At 59.5% G+C, this 20,440-nt stretch carries 23 protein-coding genes; 17 read left to right on the plus strand and 6 right to left on the minus strand.

Annotation, left to right across the window (positions count from 1 at the left end):
- The first annotated feature begins 3 nt into the window (after positions 1-3).
- Both J9885_RS11385 and J9885_RS11390 read left to right on the plus strand, forming a co-directional pair.
- Positions 4-279: a hypothetical protein gene (locus tag J9885_RS11385; protein WP_210549547.1), complete on the plus strand. Its 276-nt coding sequence runs from the start codon at positions 4-6 to the stop codon at positions 277-279.
- Positions 260-829, plus strand: a complete 570-nt coding sequence (locus tag J9885_RS11390) for a flagellar protein MotX (RefSeq protein ID WP_349237388.1) — start codon at positions 260-262, stop codon at positions 827-829. The genes J9885_RS11385 and J9885_RS11390 overlap by 20 nt, the downstream gene beginning before the upstream one ends.
- Positions 830-912: 83 nt before the next feature.
- Here the strand turns inward: J9885_RS11390 and hmpA are convergent, their stop codons facing one another.
- On the minus strand, positions 913-2,106 hold the full coding sequence (hmpA, locus tag J9885_RS11395) for an NO-inducible flavohemoprotein (RefSeq protein WP_210549494.1): 1,194 nt from the start codon (positions 2,104-2,106) through the stop codon (positions 913-915).
- A 111-nt stretch (positions 2,107-2,217) separates the two neighbouring features.
- Between hmpA and J9885_RS11400 the strand changes: the two genes are divergently transcribed.
- Positions 2,218-2,685, plus strand: a complete 468-nt coding sequence (locus J9885_RS11400; RefSeq protein WP_043757639.1) for an Rrf2 family transcriptional regulator — start codon at positions 2,218-2,220, stop codon at positions 2,683-2,685.
- 32 nt (positions 2,686-2,717) lie between these two features.
- On the opposite strand, the gene J9885_RS11405 is transcribed toward J9885_RS11400, so the two are convergent.
- The gene (locus J9885_RS11405) at positions 2,718-3,998 is read right to left on the minus strand and encodes a CNNM domain-containing protein (RefSeq protein ID WP_043757640.1); all 1,281 of its coding nucleotides are present in this window, start codon (positions 3,996-3,998) and stop codon (positions 2,718-2,720) included.
- Positions 3,999-4,038: 40 nt separating this feature from the next.
- On the minus strand, positions 4,039-4,830 hold the full coding sequence (ccsA, locus tag J9885_RS11410; RefSeq protein ID WP_043757788.1) for a cytochrome c biogenesis protein CcsA: 792 nt from the start codon (positions 4,828-4,830) through the stop codon (positions 4,039-4,041).
- A gap of 370 nt (positions 4,831-5,200) precedes the next feature.
- Here ccsA and ffh point away from each other — a divergent pair, with 370 nt between their 5' ends.
- The 5 genes from ffh (at position 5,201) to rplS (ending at position 8,715) form a co-directional block, all read left to right on the plus strand.
- Positions 5,201-6,577: a signal recognition particle protein gene (gene ffh / locus J9885_RS11415; RefSeq protein ID WP_043757643.1), complete on the plus strand. Its 1,377-nt coding sequence runs from the start codon at positions 5,201-5,203 to the stop codon at positions 6,575-6,577.
- 179 nt (positions 6,578-6,756) lie between these two features.
- Positions 6,757-7,005 (plus strand): 30S ribosomal protein S16, encoded by a 249-nt coding sequence (gene rpsP, locus J9885_RS11420; protein WP_010673084.1) that lies wholly within the window; start codon positions 6,757-6,759, stop codon positions 7,003-7,005.
- A 24-nt stretch (positions 7,006-7,029) separates the two neighbouring features.
- Complete coding sequence (gene rimM, locus J9885_RS11425) at positions 7,030-7,551, plus strand: ribosome maturation factor RimM (RefSeq protein WP_043757647.1); 522 nt, start codon at positions 7,030-7,032, stop codon at positions 7,549-7,551.
- A gap of 34 nt (positions 7,552-7,585) precedes the next feature.
- Complete coding sequence (trmD, locus tag J9885_RS11430; RefSeq protein WP_043757649.1) at positions 7,586-8,332, plus strand: tRNA (guanosine(37)-N1)-methyltransferase TrmD; 747 nt, start codon at positions 7,586-7,588, stop codon at positions 8,330-8,332.
- A 35-nt stretch (positions 8,333-8,367) separates the two neighbouring features.
- Complete coding sequence (gene rplS / locus J9885_RS11435; RefSeq protein WP_005313505.1) at positions 8,368-8,715, plus strand: 50S ribosomal protein L19; 348 nt, start codon at positions 8,368-8,370, stop codon at positions 8,713-8,715.
- Between the two features lie 105 nt (positions 8,716-8,820).
- On the opposite strand, the gene J9885_RS11440 is transcribed toward rplS, so the two are convergent.
- Entirely contained in the window at positions 8,821-9,150 is a 330-nt protein-coding gene (locus tag J9885_RS11440; protein WP_210549495.1) for an isoamylase early set domain-containing protein, read from the minus strand.
- Positions 9,151-9,233: 83 nt separating this feature from the next.
- Complete coding sequence (mutH, locus tag J9885_RS11445; RefSeq protein ID WP_210549496.1) at positions 9,234-9,908, minus strand: DNA mismatch repair endonuclease MutH; 675 nt, start codon at positions 9,906-9,908, stop codon at positions 9,234-9,236.
- Positions 9,909-10,640: 732 nt separating this feature from the next.
- On the opposite strand from mutH, the gene rppH reads away from it, so the two are divergent.
- From rppH to J9885_RS11485, 8 genes are all read left to right on the plus strand, one after another.
- Positions 10,641-11,168, plus strand: coding sequence for an RNA pyrophosphohydrolase (gene rppH / locus J9885_RS11450; RefSeq protein ID WP_082035008.1), 528 nt, complete (start codon positions 10,641-10,643; stop codon positions 11,166-11,168).
- Positions 11,169-11,181: 13 nt separating this feature from the next.
- Entirely contained in the window at positions 11,182-13,461 is a 2,280-nt protein-coding gene (gene ptsP / locus J9885_RS11455) for a phosphoenolpyruvate--protein phosphotransferase (RefSeq protein ID WP_210549497.1), read from the plus strand.
- Positions 13,462-13,527: 66 nt separating this feature from the next.
- Positions 13,528-14,352, plus strand: a complete 825-nt coding sequence (gene lgt, locus J9885_RS11460; RefSeq protein ID WP_210549498.1) for a prolipoprotein diacylglyceryl transferase — start codon at positions 13,528-13,530, stop codon at positions 14,350-14,352.
- Positions 14,352-15,146, plus strand: coding sequence for a thymidylate synthase (thyA, locus tag J9885_RS11465; protein ID WP_043757667.1), 795 nt, complete (start codon positions 14,352-14,354; stop codon positions 15,144-15,146). The genes lgt and thyA overlap by 1 nt, the downstream gene beginning before the upstream one ends.
- Before the next feature lie 288 nt (positions 15,147-15,434).
- Positions 15,435-16,625, plus strand: coding sequence for a Na+/H+ antiporter NhaA (nhaA, locus tag J9885_RS11470; RefSeq protein ID WP_043757670.1), 1,191 nt, complete (start codon positions 15,435-15,437; stop codon positions 16,623-16,625).
- A complete protein-coding gene (locus J9885_RS11475; protein ID WP_043757673.1) occupies positions 16,622-17,026 on the plus strand; it encodes a hypothetical protein in 405 nt (134 codons plus the stop codon). Before nhaA ends, J9885_RS11475 begins: the two co-directional genes overlap by 4 nt.
- Positions 17,013-17,945 carry a transcriptional activator NhaR gene (gene nhaR / locus J9885_RS11480; RefSeq protein ID WP_043757675.1) on the plus strand — a complete coding sequence of 311 codons (933 nt, stop codon included), beginning with the start codon at positions 17,013-17,015 and terminating at the stop codon, positions 17,943-17,945. The genes J9885_RS11475 and nhaR overlap by 14 nt, the downstream gene beginning before the upstream one ends.
- A gap of 49 nt (positions 17,946-17,994) precedes the next feature.
- A complete protein-coding gene (locus tag J9885_RS11485; protein ID WP_210549499.1) occupies positions 17,995-18,297 on the plus strand; it encodes a metalloregulator ArsR/SmtB family transcription factor in 303 nt (100 codons plus the stop codon).
- Positions 18,298-18,346: 49 nt separating this feature from the next.
- Here J9885_RS11485 and rpsT read toward each other — a convergent pair whose 3' ends face one another.
- Positions 18,347-18,610, minus strand: a complete 264-nt coding sequence (rpsT, locus tag J9885_RS11490; RefSeq protein WP_005308808.1) for a 30S ribosomal protein S20 — start codon at positions 18,608-18,610, stop codon at positions 18,347-18,349.
- A 191-nt stretch (positions 18,611-18,801) separates the two neighbouring features.
- Here rpsT and murJ point away from each other — a divergent pair, with 191 nt between their 5' ends.
- Positions 18,802-20,364, plus strand: coding sequence for a murein biosynthesis integral membrane protein MurJ (murJ, locus tag J9885_RS11495; protein WP_210549500.1), 1,563 nt, complete (start codon positions 18,802-18,804; stop codon positions 20,362-20,364).
- The last annotated feature ends 76 nt before the right edge of the window (positions 20,365-20,440 follow it).

Below are 20,440 nucleotides of genomic sequence, written 5' to 3' on the forward strand. Positions count from 1 at the left end.
TTTGTGCAGCCTCCCCGTGCAGGGGGCCGAGCCGGTGTCGGCTGCCACGCCCACTCAGGGGGGGGCGGCTGCGTCTGTTCAGGCTCCCTCGGCTGCCACGGCTCTCGCCCCCGCCTCGACAACGCCCTCGCCGGCACCATTGCCCTCGGCTGCGGCCCCGGCTCCAGTGCCGGAGTCGACGGCACCGGCACCTACTCCGGCAGCCGCAGTCCCGGAAGCGACTGCGCCAGCTGCGGCCCCCTTGCCCAAGGCGGCGCCCGTGTCACCCGCCACCGGTGATCTACAGGCGGTGCCGCTCTATCGGCAGGACGAGCTGCTCAATTGGATAGAGCAGGGGCGCCATCTGGCCAGAGTGAAGCAGGACAGATGCCAGCTGACCCAGGACATCGAGGCGAGGGCTTCGGTGATGAAGATCCCCGCCTATCAGTTCCTCTGGGGGGACATGCTCGCCTGGGGGGTCTGCATCAAGCCCGACGCCCAGATAGGCGTGCAGTACATGTGGGATGCCGCCAACCAGGGGCTGGCACCCGCGCTGGAACAGCTCGGCCGCTATTACTGGAAGGGCATTCTGGTCCAGAAGGATCTGGTGCGGGCCGAGACCCTGATGCGGGAAGCCGCCAGCCTCGGTTTCTTGCGGGCACAGATGGAGTGGGTCGAGATGCTGCTGCAGGGCATGGGGAGCCCGCTGGATTACGAGGAGGCCTATCACTGGCTGCACGGCGCCGTCATCGGTGACAAGGCGACTCACCAGAAGGCGGCGAGCCTGCTCGGCCGGCTCGGCAATCGCATGCCCGCCAATGCCATCGCCCGCGCCAAGGCGATGCGCTGATCCCAGGCGGCCAGGCATCATAAAGAAGGCCCGGACACTTAGGTGTCCGGGCCTTGTCCTTTGTGCGTGGCGGTGAGTCGGGATCAGATCTCCTGGTGGGGACCGAAGACCTCGTAGTGCATCCGCCCGGCAGGTACGCCCAGATTGCCCAGCTGCTCCTTCACCGACTTCATGAACGGGACGGGGCCGCAGAAATAGTAGTGGGCGTTGGCCGGGATGAGGTCGGTGACCTGCTCCAGCTGCATGGTGCCGCTGAAGTCGTAGTCCACCCCCTGCACGTCCCGCTCGCCGGGGATCCGGTACCAGGTGCGGCTCTGCAGGTGCGCGTGCTGCCGGCTCTTTTCCCGGATATCTTCTCCAAACCCATGCAGGGCGCCCTGTTCGCAGGCGTGCAGCCAGCGGATCTCGGCCTGATGCTGGCCGGCCAACAGGTGGTTGAGCATGCTCAGCATGGGGGTGAGCCCCACCCCGGCGGAGAGCAGTACCACCGGGGTGGTGGCTTCCTCTTGCAGGAAGAAGTCACCCGCCGGCGGCATCAGTGCCACCTCGTCACCGACGTGAAGCTTGTCGTGCAAGAGGTTGGAGGCCTGTCCCTGTGGCTCGCGCTTGACGCTGATGCGGTAGTCGCGTCCGTTGGGGGCATCGGAGAGGGAGTATTGGCGGATCTCCTGATGCTCGAGATCGGGATGGACCAGCTTGATGCTGATGTACTGCCCCGGTTTGAAGTGCAGCACGGGCTTGCCATCGACGGGTGCCAGCACGAAGGAGGTGATGAGCTCGCTCTCCTGGCGTTTCTCTTTGATGAGGAAGGGGCGGGTCCCCTGCCAGCCACCGGCCAGGCTTGCCTTCTCCCGGTAGAGTTCACCCTCCCGGCCGATAAAGATGTCGGCCAGCACCCCATACGCCTTGCCCCAGGCCGCCAGCACCTCGTCGGTGACCGCGCTACCGCCCATTTCTTTGAGCGTGGCCAAGAGATGGCTACCCACAATGTGATATTGTTCCGGCTGGATCAGGAAGCCCGTGTGCTTGTGAGCGATGCGCTCCACGGCACCGGCCAGGGCCCCCAGGTTGTCGATATTCCTGGCATAGGCTGCCACTGCACTGAACAGCGCCAGCGGTTGTCCGCCACTGCGCTGATGCGCCAGGTTGAACACATCCTTCAGCTCCGGGTTATGGCTGAACATGCGCTGGTAGAAGTGCTGGGTGAGGGCAGGACCCGCCGATTCGAGCAAAGGAATGGTGCTCTTGATGACGGCGATGGTGGCTTGGTCTAACATAGGAGGTCCCTTTTAATTAAGCATCTGGAATGTCACTTACTAAGTTGCATCCTAAATGTTTAATTGACCTGGATCAATCATCAATTCTTTGCGCTATGCGCCGCAGGCATTATGAGACTGACTAGCTATACCGATTTTGGATTGAGAGCCCTGCTCTATCTGGCCACCCTGCCGGAGGGTGAGCTGTCTAGCGTGGCCAAGGTGTCCGCCTTGTACGACGTGTCCCGCAACCACATGGTGAAGGTGGTTAACCAGCTGGTGAAGCTGGGTTACCTGCAGTCCCAGCGTGGCAAGAACGGCGGCATCCGCATGGCCTGCGCGCCGGAAGAGGTGAACATCGGCCAGGTGATCCGGGCGCTGGAAGGCAATCTGGACGGCATCGATTGTGGTTCGCCGGTTTGCCATATCGTCTCCGTCTGCCTGCTCAAGAGCGCCCTGAAGGAGGCGATGAACGCCTTCCTCGCCGTGATGGATGGCTACACGCTGAAAGATCTGCTGGCCAACCGTGACGAGCTGCAGCAGGTGTTTGGCGAGTTGATCCCGACCCTGGTGCTGGAGCCGGATGACGAGAACGAGTGAGACGAAAAAGGCTGCCATCGGCAGCCTTTTTTTCAATCCTCGTAATCCGAGTCGTCGCGGTACAGGTGCGGCATGATCCTCGCCATCTTCACCATGTTGTTCTCCACTTCGACGATTTCGATGGGATAGCCCGCCAGCCTGACGCTGATGTTGGGCTGGGGGATCTCTTCCAGGTACTCCAGGATCACACCATTGAGGGTGCGCGGGCCGTCGGTGGGGAGGTGCCAGTTCATCTCCTTGTTCAGCTCGCGAATGTTGGCCGAGCCCTCGACCAGGAAGGTGCCGTCCGGCTGGGGATGGATCTCGTCGCTGGGAGCCGGCGCCATGGAGGTCGTGAAGTCGCCCACAATCTCTTCCAGGATGTCGTCCAGGGTGATCAGCCCCTGGATGTCACCATATTCGTCGACAATCAGCCCTATCCGCTCCTTGTTGCGCTGGAACTTGGCCAGCTGCACGTTGAGAGGGGTGCCCTGCGGAATGAAGTAGATGGGGTCGACCTCTCGCAGCAGGCTGGACTTGCTGAACTGATCCCGTGCGACCAGCCTCAGGGCGTCGCGCGCGTGCAGGAAGCCGACCACGTCGTCGATGTTGTCGCGATAGAGCAGGGTCTTGGTGTGGGCGCAGTGAGCCAGCTGGCGCAGTATGACCTTCCAGTCATCGTTGATGTCGATGGCGGAGATCTCGCTGCGGGGCACCATGATGTTTTCCACCGTCATCTTGTCCAGGTCCAGGATGCTGATCAGCATCTCCTGGTGGTGCTGGGGGATCAGGCTGCCCGCCTCGTTGACGATGGTGCGCAGTTCCTCCGTATTGAGGGAGTCGTCCGTGTTCGGGTTGATCCTCAGCATCTTGAGCAGGCCGCTGGTGATGCCATTGATCAGCCAGACGAAGGGGGAGAGGGGCACCATCAGCCCCTTGAGCACCCAGGAGGCAGGATAGGCAATCTTCTCCGGGAACATGGCGGCCAGGGTCTTGGGGGTCACTTCCCCGAAGACCAGCACCACCAGGGTCAGGCCGAAGGTGGCGATGGCGACGCCCAGATCCCCGAACAGGCGAATGCAGACGATGGTGGCAATGGCGGAGGCCAGGATGTTGACCAGGTTGTTGCCGATGAGGATGAGGCCGAGCAGCCTGTCAGGCCTGGCGAGCAGCTTTTCGACCCGGCGCGCGGCCTTGTGCTTGGTCTGGGCCAGGTGCCGCAACTTGTAACGGTTGAGGGACATCAGACCGGTTTCGGAACTGGAGAAGAAGGCTGACAAAAGGATCAAGATAACGAGAACAATCAGCAATGTACTCGTTGAGATACTGTCCAAGCAGGGCTCCTGTATGGGTGGTTGAGGGATAAGCGGGTGGTCAGCTGAGCAGGACTTCCTTGACGAAGCGGCTGCCAAAATAGGCCAGGGTCAGAATGACGCTGCCGACGAGGCTCAGCATGATGACTTTGCGGCCCCGCCAGCCGCGGGTGTGGTGGCCCCACAGCAGCAGGGCGTAGACGCACCAGGCCAGGATGGAGAGGATGGCCTTGTGGGACTTGCCCTGGGCGAACATGTCTTCCAGGAAGAACAGGCCGGAGGCGATGGAAAGTGTCAGCAGCAGCAACCCCGCCGAGATGAGCTGGAACAGGCGTCTCTCTACCGTCATCAGGGGCGGCATGGCCGGCAGGTGGCTGATCTTCCTGGATTTGAGTTGCCGGTCGAGGCAGGCAAGCTGGAGTGCAAACAGGCAGGCGATCATCAGCACCGAGTAGGCCATCAGCGCGAGACCGATGTGCAGCAACAGCTGGGGATGGGCCTCTAGATGGGTGATATAGCGGCCGGGGATCAGGGCGCTGGCTGCCAGCAGCAACGCAGAGAAACTGTAGACCACGGGCAGCAGGATCCAGCCGTTGAAGCGACGGGTGACGCAGGTCATGAAGCAGCTGATGATGAGGCTGACCAGAGAGGCCACGTTCAGCATGCTGAGGTTTTGGCCGGAATGGGTGGCCAGTACTTCGCTGCCGACCGCCACGCCATGGGCGGTCAGGGCCAGGCCGATACAGGCAAACAGCGGAACTTGCCCGACAGGCTTGGCGCTGAGCAGCAGGTGCAGTGAGGCGATGATGGCCAGCAGGTAAAACGCCAGGGCCAGAACAGAGATCACGATCATAACCAGGTCGTTGTCAAACAAGCTTTAGGGAATAAGAGGGGCAGTATACCTTGCACAAGATATGCTCGCCAGTTGTGCCAGGGGCTAACTGCCCATATATAAGTAGTCGCTGATTGCCCCTTGCGGTGAATAATCGTCCTCGGGCGCTGACTGGGGTATAATGCCCCCCATTTGTTAACCTGCTCGCCGATGGGGGCCGCCACAAGAGCGGCACGCAATCATCCCTGCAGTGTTGGTGAGGGTATAATGCCCTCATTGGTTAATCTGCCCGCCCGATGGCGGGTTGCCGCCACAAGCGGCGAGTCATCGTCCCCACAGTGCGGATCGGGGTATAATGCCCCCATCGTCACGCCAAGAACCGGAAAGCGTCATGTTTGAGAATTTGACTGAACGACTCTCGCGCACCCTGCGCAACGTCAGCGGCCGTGGTCGCCTGACGGAAGAGAACATCAAGGATACCCTGCGCGAAGTCCGCATGGCGCTGCTCGAGGCGGACGTCGCCCTGCCGGTGGTGCGTGACTTTGTCGCTCGCGTCAAGGAGCGGGCGGTAGGCCAGGAAGTGGCCAAGTCCCTGAGCCCGGGCCAGGCCTTCATCAAGATAGTGCACGGCGAGCTGGTCACCGTGATGGGGGAAGCCAACGAGCAGCTCAACCTGGCAGCCCAGCCGCCGGCCATCATCCTGATGGCGGGTCTACAGGGCGCCGGTAAGACCACGACCGTCGGCAAACTGGCCAAGCTGCTCAAGGAGCGCAACAAGAAGAAGGTGCTGGTGGTCAGTGCCGACGTCTATCGCCCCGCAGCGATCAAGCAGCTGGAGACCCTGGCCGGCGACATCGGCGTCGACTTCTTCCCGAGCGATGCCACCCAGAAGCCGGTCGCCATCGCCACCGCAGCCATCGACCACGCACGCAAGAAATTCTATGACGTGGTGATCGTCGATACCGCAGGTCGTCTGCACGTCGACGGCGAGATGATGGAGGAGATCAAGCACCTTCACGCCACCATCAAGCCGGTGGAGACCCTGTTCGTGGTCGACGCCATGACGGGTCAGGATGCAGCCAACACCGCCAAGGCGTTCAACGAGGCGCTGCCGCTCACCGGCGTGATCCTCACCAAGGCGGACGGCGACGCCCGCGGTGGTGCTGCCCTGTCGGTGCGTCACATCACCGGCAAGCCGGTCAAGTTCATCGGTATGGGTGAGAAGACCGACGCGCTCGAGCCTTTCCACCCGGACCGCCTCGCCTCCCGCATCCTCGGCATGGGGGACGTGCTGTCTCTCATCGAGGAGGTGGAGCGCAACGTCGACAAGGAAAAAGCGGCCAAGCTGGCCAGCAAGGTCAAGAGCGGAAAGGGCTTCGATCTGGAAGACTTCCGCGAGCAACTGGCCCAGATGCGCAACATGGGCGGCATGATGGGCATGCTCGACAAGCTGCCCGGCATGTCCGGTCTACCGGACAACGTCAAGGATCAGATGGATGACAAGCTCACCGTACGGATGGAGGCCATCATCAGCTCCATGACCCCGAAGGAACGTGCCCATCCCGATCTCATCAAGGGCTCCCGCAAGCGCCGCATCGCTGCGGGCTCCGGCATGCAGGTGCAGGACGTGAACAAGCTGCTCAAGCAGTTCACCGAGATGCAGCGCATGATGAAGAAGATGTCCGGCAAGGGTGGGATGCGCAAGATGATGAGCCAGATGAAGAATATGCTCCCCCCCGGCTTCGGCGGCGGCCGCGGCCCGTTCTGATCATCCCTGCCGTATTGAGAGAGGGTCTGCCATCGGCAGGCCCTTTTCATTAGGGCTCTGCGCAAAAAATGGCTGGCTTGGTTGCAATTATTACGAATCCAAGTAGAATTATGCGGCTTATTTTAAGCTAGGGTCCGCGTGTTTGCGGGCCTTGTTCATTAGATGTTAATGAGGACGATATGGTAACCATTCGTTTACAACGTGGTGGCGCGAAAAAGCGTCCGTTCTACCAGGTAGTAGTTGCTGACAGCCGTAACGCCCGTGATGGTCGTTTCATCGAGCGCGTTGGTTTCTTCAACCCGGTTGCTGCTGGTAACGCTGAAAAGCTGAACCTGGACCTGGCTCGTATCGAGCATTGGGTTGCTACTGGTGCCGCTGTTTCTGACCGCGTTGCCAAGCTGATCAAAGACGCTGCCAAAGCTGCTTAATCAGCCAAACGGTAGGGAGTTAAGGTGGAAAAACCTGTAGTTCTGGGCACCCTGGGGACCGTTTACGGGATCAAGGGCTGGCTTAAAGTGAACTCCTTCACCGATGTTGCCGAAGCGATTTTCGATTACAACCCCTGGCTGATCAATCAGAACGGGGCGTGGCGTGAGATTCGGGTTTCGTCCTGGAAGCGTCACAACAAGGGTCTGATCTGCAAACTCGATGGTATCGACGTGCGCGAGGAAGCCCTGGCATTGACCAACGTCGAGATTGGCGTCCCCGCCGATCTGTTGCCTGCGTTGCCCGAAGGGGAGTTCTACTGGCGTGACCTGATTGGTTGCACCGTGGTAACCACCAAGGGATACGACCTGGGCAAGGTGACCGAATTGATGGAAACCGGCTCCAACGATGTGTTGGTGGTTGAGGCCAATGTAAAAGATGCCTTTGGTGCAAAGGAGCGGTTGATTCCGTTCCTGGAAGAGCAGGTGATCAAGAACATTGATCTGACTGCTCGAACAATCGAAGTTGATTGGGATCCTGGTTTCTAGTTTCCCGCGCTAATACGGGTGCCGGAGGTTTCTTATGTGGATTGGGGTCATTAGCCTCTTCCCTGAAATGTTCCGAGCCATTACCGAGCACGGGGTAACGGGTCGGGCCGTCAAGAGTGGCCTGTTGCAGATTGAGTGCTGGAACCCCCGGGACTTTACCCACGATAAGCACCGTACGGTCGATGATCGTCCTTATGGTGGTGGGCCCGGCATGCTGATGATGGTTCAGCCGCTGCGTGATGCCATTCATGCAGCCAAGCAAGCGGCGGGAGACGGGGCGAAAGTCATCTATCTCTCTCCTCAGGGACGCAAGCTGACTCAAGCGGGCGTAACCGAGTTGGCGACGAATCAGAAACTGATTCTGGTAGCCGGTCGATACGAAGGTATCGATGAACGCGTGATACAAACCGAAGTCGACGAAGAGTGGTCTATCGGGGATTACGTGTTAAGTGGTGGCGAACTGCCTGCCATGACCCTGATCGATGCGGTTTCGCGTCTGGTCCCGGGGGTTTTGGGTGATCAGGCCAGTGCCGAGCAGGACTCCTTCACGGATGGCCTGCTGGATCATCCCCACTATACTCGGCCGGAGGTGTTGGATGGGCTGACAGTGCCCGAGGCGCTGACAAGCGGCAATCACGAAGTGATTCGGCGCTGGCGACTCAAGCAATCGCTCGGACGAACCTGGCAAAGAAGGCCGGAACTTATTAACAACCTAGCTCTGACTGACGAGCAAGAATCACTTCTTGCCGAGTATGTCCGCGAACTGCGTGACAACGTTTAGTAGAGTTTTCAGTTTATCCTAGGTAAGGAAAGACAATGAGCAAGATTATTCAGCAGCTTGAACAAGAGCAACTGCGTACCGACATCCCGGCTTTTGCCCAGGGCGACACCGTACGTGTTCAAGTTCGTGTTAAAGAAGGTGGTAAAGAGCGTCTGCAGGCTTTCGAAGGCATCGTGATTGCCAAGCGTAACCGCGGTCTGCACTCTGCTTTCACCGTTCGCAAGATCTCCAACGGCGAAGGTGTTGAGCGTGTATTCCAGACTCACTCTCCGCTGATCCACAGTGTAGAACTGAAGCGTCGTGGTGATGTTCGCCGCGCCAAACTGTACTACCTGCGCAACCTGTCCGGTAAAGCTGCTCGTATCAAAGAGAAGCTCAACTAATTCGATTCGAATTGGTGTCGATATGTCGGCGAAAAGCTCGACAGGTAGTGAAAAGGCTCGCCAATGGCGAGCCTTTTTTGTTTCCAGAGTCTGCAAGCGGCGAGCTCAGCCGGGCTGGCTGACCCGTACCACAGAGTTGTCCCGTCCGAAGGGGCCGGGCACATAGTCATCCGCTTCCCAATCGTTGTCGTAGAGGGTCTCCCCGTTTGGTTGCACCAGCTGATAGCAGTATTCGAAATGGCTGGGACCATCGGTGGGCAGGTTGAGTGTCGCCTTGAACTCCCCGCTCTTCATTCTTTTCAGTTCTATGGGCTGCCACTGGCTGAATTCACCCAGCAGCAGTACCTGTTCGGCCTCGCCTGCGGCCTCCTTTTCCACGGCGAAGGTCACCTTGACCTCGGGACGCGATTTCAGAAATTGCTTGTTGATCGGCATATTGACTCCTTGTCACTGGCTGCGAAGAAAGTAGCGCTGGTTATTTTTATACCACCTTATGACAAGGATGTTGATAAGCAAGATCAACCGGGGAGGGCAAAATGGCGCTGCAGCAGCTGGTAGGTGAAGTCGATCTTCAGATAGAAGCCACGGGGCAGCGTCTGGATCGGCTGGCCGTTGCGGCCGATGGCCCGGGTCAGGGCCTTGCTGTTGGCCGCCTTGGGGCGAAGCTGCATGACTTGGCCGTGGCGGGCACTGATCTGCTCCACTTCCCCCAGCACTATCATGTCCATCAGCTCTTCCCAGTCCTGGCGCAGCAGCTGTTCTTCCTCCTCGCTCGGACTCCACAGCAGGGGCATGCCGACGCGGCGCTCGCCGACCGGGATCTCGCGGCTCCCCTCCACCGGGATCCAGAGGACCCGTGACAGCTTGTTGCGCACGTTCGACTCCTCCCAGCGCTGGCCGCTGACCCCGATGAGGGGGGCCACACAGACAAAGGTGGTCTCGAGCGGTCGCCCTTGAGGATCGACAGGGATCGTTTTGAGCTCGATACCGAGTTCCGGGAAGTCCTGCTCGGGCCGGCTGCCTGCGCTGGCTCCCAGCTGCCACTCGATCAGCTGCCCCGTCCAGCCCTTGTCACGCCTGAGATCCTGCGGAACCGGGATCCCTGCCGTCGCGGCGAGCTGGGCCAGGGTGAGGCCCGCCATGGCGTAGGCGCGGGCCAGCAGCTCCTGTTCTGACTGGGGATTGGCGGGCATGAGGGCTCCTGTGAGTGAGAACGGCCCTGGCAAGGTGGATCCTTGCCAAGAATCGTCGATTTTGTAACCGATCCCTGTCCAGCTATGCACAGAGGGGGGGAGATCGTTGATTTATGCATATAGCAATGATTTTAAAGGAATTTGTCTTTTTTCTCCAGCCTGGTAAAGGGGAAGATCTCCGCCTGAATGAGTTGTCCAAGGGTTTGGGTCGGCTGTTTCACATACTTATCCACAGAAATCTTGGATAACTGGGAGAAAGTGGTGATACGGAGCTCGTCATCAGAAATAAATGTGAGAGCACGCCAATTTTTCTCGCCATTTCGGTGCAGATAGTGCGCCATATCTGTGGATAAATCAGCCTTGATGGATCTTTGAGCAGTCGAACTTGTTCACAATTGACATGGAGGATCCTTGGGGGCGAAACGCATGGATCCAGATCCAGTAATCAAAGTCTAAGTTTATGTATTTAAATGCATATTCTGTTATCTGATGAATCGGTTATGATATGACTCCGTGAGAGGGCACAGTATCAAACTACTGTATATACCTGCTTGATCACAGGTTTATGCACAGTCTGGGTGGGCAACTTGCCCGGCTTGTGCTTCTGGTTTGTTTATAACTTTGCTTGAAATAGCAAGTTATTCATGAATGGAAGATGACAGTCCCTGTTTGCCGCCACGGAGTGAATGTGGAACAATCCCTTTATAGATTCAGCCTTTATAAGGTGATCACGTGATAGATGGTGACGGATTTCGTCCCAATGTCGGCATCGTGATCTGTAACCGTGACGGACAAGTATTGTGGGCTAAGCGCTATGGGCAGCACTCCTGGCAGTTTCCGCAGGGGGGGGTTGATGATGGTGAATCGCCGGAACAGGCCATGTATCGTGAGCTGTATGAGGAGATAGGCCTCAAGCCGGACGATGTGACCATACTGGCGACCAGTCGCAACTGGCTGAAGTATCGTTTACCCAAGCGTCTTGTCCGTTGGGACAGTTCACCGGTCTGTATTGGCCAGAAGCAGAAATGGTTTTTGTTGCAGCTCGATCCCGGCAAAGAGTCCAGGATCCAGTTTGGCTGTCATGGTCACCCGGAATTTGATGATTGGCGTTGGGTCAGCTTCTGGTACCCGGTTCGCCAGGTCGTTTCCTTCAAGCGGGAAGTCTACCGCCGGGTGATGAAGGAGTTTGCCCCGCTGGCGATGCCAGTCCCCGTGGTGCAGGCTAATCGAAAGGATGGGCGGCGCAACCGCTCGCGCTAAGGAGCATGACTAGTTGCTGACGGAACTCAGACGCATCGTGGAGAGCATGGCCGAGGCCAATACCCTCGAACAGGCCCTGCAAGCATTGGTAAGCCAGACCAGGCTCGCCATGACGGTGGACTGCTGCTCCGTCTATGTCGCCGAGCCCGAGATGCGTCGCTACCGGCTGGCGGCCACCGATGGTCTTGCCGAGTCGGCCGTGGGCAAGGCCACCCTGCCATTCGAGCAGGGCATCGTCGGTCTGGTGGGTCAGCGTGAAGAGCTGATCAACCTGGCCGATGCGCCCGCACATCCCAGTTTCAAGTTCCTGCCCGATGTGGCCGAGGAGGCGTTCCGCTCCTTCCTCGGTGCACCCATCATGCACCAGCGCCAGGTGGTGGGCATTCTGGTGGTACAGCAGAAGGAGAGCCGCTTCTTCGATGAGGGGGAAGAGTCCTTCATGGTCACGCTGGCGGCGCAGCTCGCTGCCCGTATCGCCCATGCCCAGGCCAAGGGGTGGTTGCAGAAGACGGACTGGAGCAAGCCGCTGCGCGGCATCGCCGGGGCGAGCGGCATCGCCATTGCCAAGGCCTGGGTGTGGCGTCCGCGCAAGGCGCTCAACACCATCACCCCGCGCAAGGACGAGGATCATGCCAAGCAGCTGGCCCGTCTCGAGCTGGCGGTGGAGGAGGTGCGCCACGATCTTGAGAGCCTGGCCCTGCGCTTTCGCGAGAGTTACAGCCAGGACTCGGTCGCTATCTTCGACATCTATCTGCACCTGCTGAATGATCCCGGCTATATCAAGCCTATCCGCAACAAGGTCAGCAAGGAGCACTGGACCGCGATCTCCGCGGTCAAGCTCGTCAGCGATCGCTTGATCGAGCAGTTCAAGGGGATGAAGGATCCCTACCTGAGGGAGCGTTCCACTGATGTGAAAGACATCGCCCAGCGGCTCATCAGCCGCCTGGTGCAGGACGAGCCCGAGCAGCTCACCATCGGCGAGCCCGTGGTGCTGGTCGCCGACGAGGTGACCGCCACCATACTCGCCGAGATCCCGCGGGAATTTTTGAGCGGCGTGGTGTCGCTCAAGGGGGGCACCAACTCCCATGCCGCCATCCTGGCCCGTGCCATGGGGGTGGCGGCCATCATGGGGGTGGATCTGCCCCTCGGCGATATCGGTGGGCGCACCCTGGTCATCGATGGCTACAGCGGCGATCTCTTCATCGAACCCAACCAGGTGATCCTGACCGAGTACCGGCAGCTGCTGAGCGAGGAACGGGCCCTGGATACCCTGGTGCGCAGCGTCGACAGCCTGCCCTCCGAAACCGCCGACGGTACCCCTGTCTCCCTGCTGCTCAACGCCGGGCTCAGCGCCGATACCGAGATCTCCCTCAATCATCTGGCGGACGGGGTCGGGCTCTATCGTACCGAGATCCCCTTCATGCTGCAGGACAGCTTCCCGTCGGAGTGGGAGCAGACCGCCCGTTATCGCGGGATCCTGGAGACCTATCGGGATCGCCCGGTCTGCATGCGTACCCTGGACGTGGGGGGGGACAAGCAGCTGCCCTATTTCCCCATCGTGGAGGAAAATCCCTTCCTTGGCTGGCGGGGGATCCGGCTCACCCTGGATCACCCCGAGCTTTTCCTGGTGCAGCTCAAGGCCATGTTGCGGGCCAGCGAAGGGCTGGACAACCTGGCCATCATGCTGCCGATGATCAGCAGCGTCAGTGAGATCAAGGCCTCCCGTCGCCTGCTGGATCAGGCCTGGCGCGAGGTGTCGGAGGAGGCAGCCAGCCGCGATGCCGTGATCCGCTACCCCAGCCTCGGGGTGATGATAGAAGTGCCCTCAGCGCTCTATATCCTGCCTGAGATGGCGCCCCTCATCGACTTCTGGTCGGTGGGCAGCAACGACCTGACCCAGTATCTGCTGGCGGTGGATCGCAACAATGCCCGGGTCGCCAGCATCTATGACGCCTTCCATCCCGCCGTTATCCGTGCCTTGCAACTCCTGGTCGACACCTCCCGGCACTATCACAAGCCGGTGTCCGTGTGCGGCGAACTGGCCGGCGATCCGGTGGGCGTACTGCTGCTGCTGGCCATGGGCTATCGCCGCTTCAGCATGAACACCCACAACATCTCTCGCATCAAGTACGTGCTGCGACAGTCCCACCTCGACGAGTTGAAGGCGCTGCTGGCTGATGGCCTCAAGCACGACAATCCCCACGTGCTGCGCGGCCTGTTCGCCCGTTATCTGGAAGAGCACGGACTGGGGGGCTTGCTGCGGGCGGGCCACAAGGTGAAGTTGCCAGATTGATATTCCGTCTTGTTACTGCGTAAGAATGATCGGAGAATGCGGCTTTTCTTATGATTGGGGCCGCTTATGCAGCACGACGGATATTGGGTTTTCTCGCAGATTGATCCCGTAGCATTCAGTTTGGGACCACTATCGGTACGCTGGTATGGTCTCATGTACCTGTTTGGCTTCGCCTTCGCCATGTGGCTTGCGGGGCGCCGCGCAGATGCGCCGAACAGCGGCTGGACCCGCAACGAGGTGTCGGATCTGCTGTTCTATGGCTTCCTCGGGGTGATCCTGGGTGGCCGTATCGGCTACGTGCTGTTCTATAACTTCGATCTCTTCCTCGCCGACCCGACCTACCTGTTCAAGATCTGGACCGGGGGCATGTCGTTCCACGGTGGCCTGATCGGGGTCATCACCGCCATGATCTGGTTCGCCCACAAGACCCAGCGCCACTTCTTCACTGTGGCTGACTTCGTGGCACCACTCATTCCGTTTGGGCTTGGCGTCGGCCGTATCGGCAACTTCATGAACGGCGAGCTGTGGGGCCGGGTCACCGATGTGCCCTGGGCCATCATCTTCCCGGAGGCGGGCCCAGAGCCGCGTCACCCCTCCCAGCTCTACCAGTTTGCCCTGGAAGGGGTGGTGCTCTTCATCATTCTGAACCTGTTCTGGCGCAAGCACCCGCCCCGCGGTGCCATCTCCGGTATGTTCCTGCTGTTCTACGGCCTGTTCCGCTTCCTGGTGGAGTTTGTTCGTCAGCCTGACAGCCAGCTGGGCCTCTATTTCAACGAGATCAGCATGGGCCAGATCCTCTCCACCCCGATGATAGTGGCCGGGACACTCATGATCTGGGCCGCCTACAAGCAGCCGCGCCTGTTCGGCAATGCCACCAAGGAGGCCAAGTAATGCGTGCCTATCTCGACCTGATGCAGAAGATCCTGGACGAGGGGACAGTCAAATCCGATCGCACCGGGACCGGGACCGTTTCCCTCTTTGGTCATCAGATGCGCTTCAATCTGGCAGAAGGATTTCCGCTGGTGACCACCAAGAAGTGTCACCTGCGCTCCATCATTCACGAGCTGCTCTGGTTCCTCGACGGCGATACCAACATCGCCTACCTCAAAGAGAACGGCGTCAGCATCTGGGACGAGTGGGCCGACGAGAACGGCGATCTGGGCCCGGTCTACGGCGCCCAGTGGCGCTCCTGGCCGACCGCCGACGGGGCTGTCATCGACCAGATCCAGAAGGCGGTGGACGACATCAAGCACAATCCGGATTCTCGCCGCATCATCGTCTCCGCCTGGAACGTGGGTGAGCTGGACAAGATGGCGCTTGCCCCCTGTCACGCCTTCTTCCAGTTCTATGTGGCGGACGGCAAGCTCTCCTGCCAGCTCTACCAGCGCAGTTGCGACGTATTCCTCGGCCTGCCGTTTAACATCGCGAGCTACGCCCTGCTGACCCACATGATGGCCCAGCAGTGCGATCTCGAAGTGGGTGACTTCGTCTGGACCGGTGGTGACGTACACCTCTACTCCAACCACATGGAGCAGACGGCGCTGCAGCTTTCTCGCGAGCCACGACCGCTGCCGCGACTGGTGATCAAGCGCAAGCCTGACTCCATCTTCGACTACCAGTTCGAAGATTTCGAAATCCAGGGCTATGATCCCCACCCGGGGATCAAGGCGCCCGTCGCCATCTGATCTCGCATACGGTGTGGGGGAGATATCTCCCGTGAGGCTCTGTATGACGACAACTCGACACTCACGTTTTAAAGGCGCCTGCGGGCGCCTTTTTTATGTCTGAAATGAATTTATATTCAAAAAAGAGAATGAGAGTGTCTGCTGAAAAGGCAGGATATCCAGTGCTTATAGCAGGCATGCAACTTTTTGCCTTCGGTTTTTTCGTTGTTATTGGCTGTTAGAAACGATTTTTCATTAACTACCTCGGACTCTAGACTGCAAAAATGCAATTTTATGGGTAGTTAGCTTATGAGTGACGTGTTCAAGAGATTTCTCAAACTGGAGTCGGCTTCCGGAATAATTCTGATCCTGGCCGCCCTCGTGGCCATCGGTCTGGCCAACTCCGCCCTGGCGCAGCACTATCAGAGCTTCCTCAACACCGAGGTGCAGGTTCGCATCGCGGCGCTCGACATCAACAAGCCGCTGCTGCTCTGGATCAACGACGGCTTCATGGCGATCTTCTTCCTGCTAGTCGGGCTTGAAGTCAAACGGGAGATGCTGGAAGGGGCGCTCTCATCCCGGGTGCAGGCCACCTTCCCGGCCATTGCCGCCGTGGGGGGCATGCTGGCCCCCGCGCTCATCTACAGCTTCTTCAACTACGGAGACGAGGCGACCCGGGCTGGTTGGGCCATCCCGGCCGCGACCGACATCGCCTTCGCCCTCGGAGTGATGGCGTTGCTGGGCAAGCGGGTACCGACCAGTCTCAAGGTATTCCTGCTGGCGCTGGCCATCATGGATGACCTGGGTGTCATCGTCATCATCGCCCTGTTCTACACCCAGCAGCTGTCGCTGAGCGCACTGGCAATAGGGGTAGCGGCCACGTTGACCCTGCTGTGGATGAACCGTCGCGGTGAAGACAGGATCGGCCTCTACATGCTGGTAGGGCTGGTGCTCTGGGTGGCCGTGCTCAAGTCCGGTGTCCATGCGACCCTGGCTGGCGTCATCGTGGGCTTCATGATCCCGCTCAACGGCAAGCGTTATGCGTCGCCGCTCAAGCATCTGGAGCATGTGCTGCACCCCTGGAGCGCCTTCCTCATCCTGCCGCTGTTCGCCTTTGCCAACGCAGGGGTGTCGCTTGAGGGGATCTCTCTGTCAGCCCTGCTCAGCCCGCTGCCCATGGGCATCATTCTGGGGCTGTTCGTCGGCAAGCCGCTCGGGATCTTCACCATCAGCTGGCTGGCCGTGAAGCTCGGGGTTGCCCAGCTGCCGAAGGGAGTGAACTTCAAACAGATCTTTGCCGTCAGCATCCTGTGTGGCATCGGCTTCACCATGTCGATGTTCATCGCATCGCTGGCGTTCGAGCATGGCGGAGTGGATTACGGCAGCTATTCCCGCCTCGGGATCCTGGCGGGTTCCACCCTGGCGGCCGTGGCTGGTTACATCGCCCTGCGGATATCGCTGCCGAGGGGGGAGGCTAATCAAAGCACGGAGGGGTTATGAAAAGACTCGGATGGTTAGTTCTGCTGGCGAGCCCTGCAATCTGGGCGAATAGCCTGGCCGATTGCCAGCAGGATGCGGCATCGGCCAATTGCTCGGCCTACCTCAACGGGGTGGTCGACAGCGCCCTGATGCTGGGAGATCAGCAGGCCAAGGCCAGGTTCGGCGAGACCTTTGCCGAACGGGCCCTGAGCAGCCGTGCCGGCGAGCGGGTCAAGCAGTCCAACAAGCGCTACTGCAACGAGCGGATGCCGGATGCGGCCCGTCTCAAGGCGCATCTGCAACAGCAGTTCGGCGCGAACAAGGTTGACTCGATCAGCGACATGTATGACATTCTGGCGGTTGAACTCAGCTGCTACCGGAGCCCGCCTGGCGCGGGAACCCCATCGGATGTCACACCTTAACTACAACCATCTCTACTATTTTTGGATGACTCAGAAGAAGGGCTCCGTCACGCAAGCGGCGGAAGCCCTCTTTTTGACCCCGCAGACCGTCACCGGTCAGATCAAGCTGCTCGAGCAGCGCCTCGGCGGCAAGTTGCTGATCAGGAAAGGTCGTTCCCTCGAAGCCACCGAACTTGGCCAGCTGGTGTTTCGCTATGCCGACAAGATGTTCAGCCTCTCCTACGAGATGCTGGATATCGTCAACTATCGCAAGGAGAGCCAGGTCCTGTTCGATGTCGGCATTGCCGATGCCCTCTCCAAGCGTCTGGCCAGCCGGGTACTGCTCTCCGTCATCCCGAATGATGGATCCATCCACCTGCGCTGCTTTGAATCGACCCACGAACTCTTGCTGGAGCAGCTCAGCGAACACAAGCTGGACATGATCCTCTCCGACTGTCCGGTGGACTCCAGCCAACATGCCGGTCTGCTCTCCAAGCGGCTGGGGGGCTGTGGCGTCAGCTTCTTCTGCAAGGCTCCCCTGCCATCGTTGCCATTCCCGGCCTGCCTGGAGGAACGCAAACTGCTCATTCCCGGACGGCGCACAGCCATGGGGCGTCAGTTGACCCAGTGGTTCGAGCAGCAGGGCATCTCCCCCAGCATTCTGGGAGAGTTCGACGATGCGGCGCTGATGAAGGCGTTCGGCTTCTTCAACCAGGGCATCTTCATGGCGCCGACCATCTACCGGGAGGAGATCCTGGAGGGGGAAGAGGTGATGCTGTTGGGGGAGACCCAGGATTTGATGGAGGAGTACTATGTCATCTTCGCCGAGCGAATGATCCAGCACCCGGCGGTAAAACGGGTGTGCGAGAGTGACTTCTCCTTCCTGTTTGCCGGACAGGAGGACTTCGCCACCATTCAGCCGGCAAGCCTGTCATTTTAAATCGTCGAGGCCGGGGCTATGATCCCCGCCTCGCAGGAAGAGGTAAGAGATGCAGTTGGAAGAGATGGAGGCGAATGCCGGACGTGCGGTTGCCCTGCTCAAGGCGTTGGCCAATGAGCGGCGACTGTTCATTCTGTGTCAGTTGCTGGAGCGGGAGCTGTCGGTCGGCGAGTTGAACGAAGTGCTTGGGTTGAGTCAATCGGCTCTATCACAACACCTGGCGGTATTGCGCCGGGATGAGCTGGTTGCGACAAGAAAAGAGGCCCAGACGGTCTACTATTCCCTGCGCAGCGTTGAGGTACGGGAGATGATAGGGTTGTTGCACAGACTGTACTGCAGCGACACCAAATAAAAAACCGGCACTAAGGCCGGTTTTTTCAGCTTTCATCAGCGGATGCTGATTAAGCCATGGCTTTGATCTGGGCAGACAGGCGGCTCTTGTGACGAGCAGCTTTGTTCTTGTGGATCAGGCCTTTGGTCGCCATACGATCCATGATCGGCTGAGCAACAGCGAAAGCGGCAGTGGCAGCAGCCTTGTCGCCAGAGGCGATGGCAGCGATCACTTTCTTCAGGTAGGTACGGGTCATGGAACGACGGCTGGCGTTGTGCTGACGACGTTTCTCTGACTGAAGAGCACGCTTCTTAGCAGATTTGATGTTAGCCAAGGTAAAACTCCTAAAACTGTCTTAGCGAGTGTATTGAAAAGGCCCGGAAATATGCCTTCCCAACCACATATTGTCAAATGATTTGTGCAAATAAACACCGCCCCCCGGTGGTGTGTCAGATGGGAGACGGTTAAACTGTCGGCCGATTCTAACAGCATTCTTTTCTTTCCGACAGTTCCAGAGGCCTCGTCTTGAGTAAGAAATTGATCAAATCCGGCATGATAGTGTCCGGAATGACGCTGGCATCCCGTGTGATGGGCTTGGTGCGCGATGTGGTCATCGCCAATCTGCTCGGTGCCGGGGTGGCCGCAGACGTCTTCTTCTTCGCCAATCGCATTCCCAACTTCTTGCGCCGCCTGTTTGCAGAAGGGGCGTTCAACCAGGCGTTCGTGCCCGTGATGACGGAGTACAAGAAAAACGGTGACGAGCAGGCGCTGCGTGAGCTGCTGGCCGCAGTGGCGGGGACGCTCGGTGGCATCGTCACCATAGTGACCCTGCTGGGGGTGCTGGGGTCAGGGGTGCTGACCGCCGTCTTCGGGTGGGGCTGGTTCTGGGACTGGCTGCACGGCGGGCCCGCGGCCGAGAAGTTCGAGCTGGCGAGCCTGATGCTCAAGATCACTTTCCCCTATCTCTGGTTCATCACCTTTACCGCCATGGCGGGGGCTATCCTCAACACCTTCGGCCGTTTCGCTGTCTCGTCGTTCACGCCGGTATTTCTCAACATCACCATGATAGGGGCCGCTTGGTGGATTGCCCCCTTGCTGGACCGTCCCGAACTGTCGCTTGCTATCGGCGTCTTCCTCGGTGGCCTGGTGCAGTTCCTGTTCCAGTATCCTTTCCTGCGCCAACTCAACATGCTGGTCTGGCCCAAGTGGGGTTGGCATCACCCCGGGGTGGTGAAGATCCGTACCCTGATGATCCCGGCCCTGTTTGGTGTCTCGGTCAGCCAGATCAATCTGCTTATCAACACCATGCTGGCCTCCTTCCTGGCCACTGGCGCCATCAGCTATCTGTATTACTCTGATCGCCTGCTGGAGTTTCCCCTCGGCCTGTTCGCGGTGGCCATCAGCACCGTCATCCTGCCAGCCCTGGCCCGCAAGCATGTGGATGCGGATCCGGCAGATTTCTCCCGTACCATGGACTGGGGTATGCGTATGGTGATGCTGCTCGGCATGCCCGCCATGGTGGGCATCGCCGTACTGCGTGAGCCCATCCTGCGGGTGCTTTTCATGCGCGGCGAGTTCGGCCTGCACGAGGTGAGCATGTCCAGCGCCAGCTTGCTGGCCTCCACCACAGGGTTGCTCTCCCTGATGCTCATCAAGGTGCTGGCGCCGGGCTACTATGCCCGCCAGGACACCAAGACCCCGGTGCGGATAGGCATCATGGCCATGGTGGCCAACATGGTCTGCAACCTCATCTTCATTTACCCGCTCGGTTACGTGGGGCTGGCGCTCGCTACCGCCTGTTCTGGCACCCTGAACGCCGCCTTGCTGTTCAAGGGACTCTATCAACAGAATGTCTACCGCCCCTCCCGCAACACCGGGGTGTTCTGCCTCAAACTGCTGGTTGCCACTGTGCTGATGGGAGGGCTGCTCGCCTACCTGTCACCGGATCTCGCCCAGTGGGGCGCCTGGAGCATGGGCAAAGCCAGTCTTGAGCTGACCCTGCTGCTCTGCCTCGGCGGGGCTGTGTACGGGATTGTGCTGGTGGCGCTGGGCATACGGCCACGACACCTGAGAGCCGATCAGCAATAACGGGCTTGCGGCAAGTCCGGGTGGCAGAGCAGGGGACATGGGGCTGTCAGCGTGACCTGGCGGGCCGCCGGGTTGA

Source organism: Aeromonas sp. SrichE-2G (assembly GCF_017939565.1).
Classification (GTDB): domain Bacteria; phylum Pseudomonadota; class Gammaproteobacteria; order Enterobacterales; family Aeromonadaceae; genus Aeromonas; species Aeromonas taiwanensis.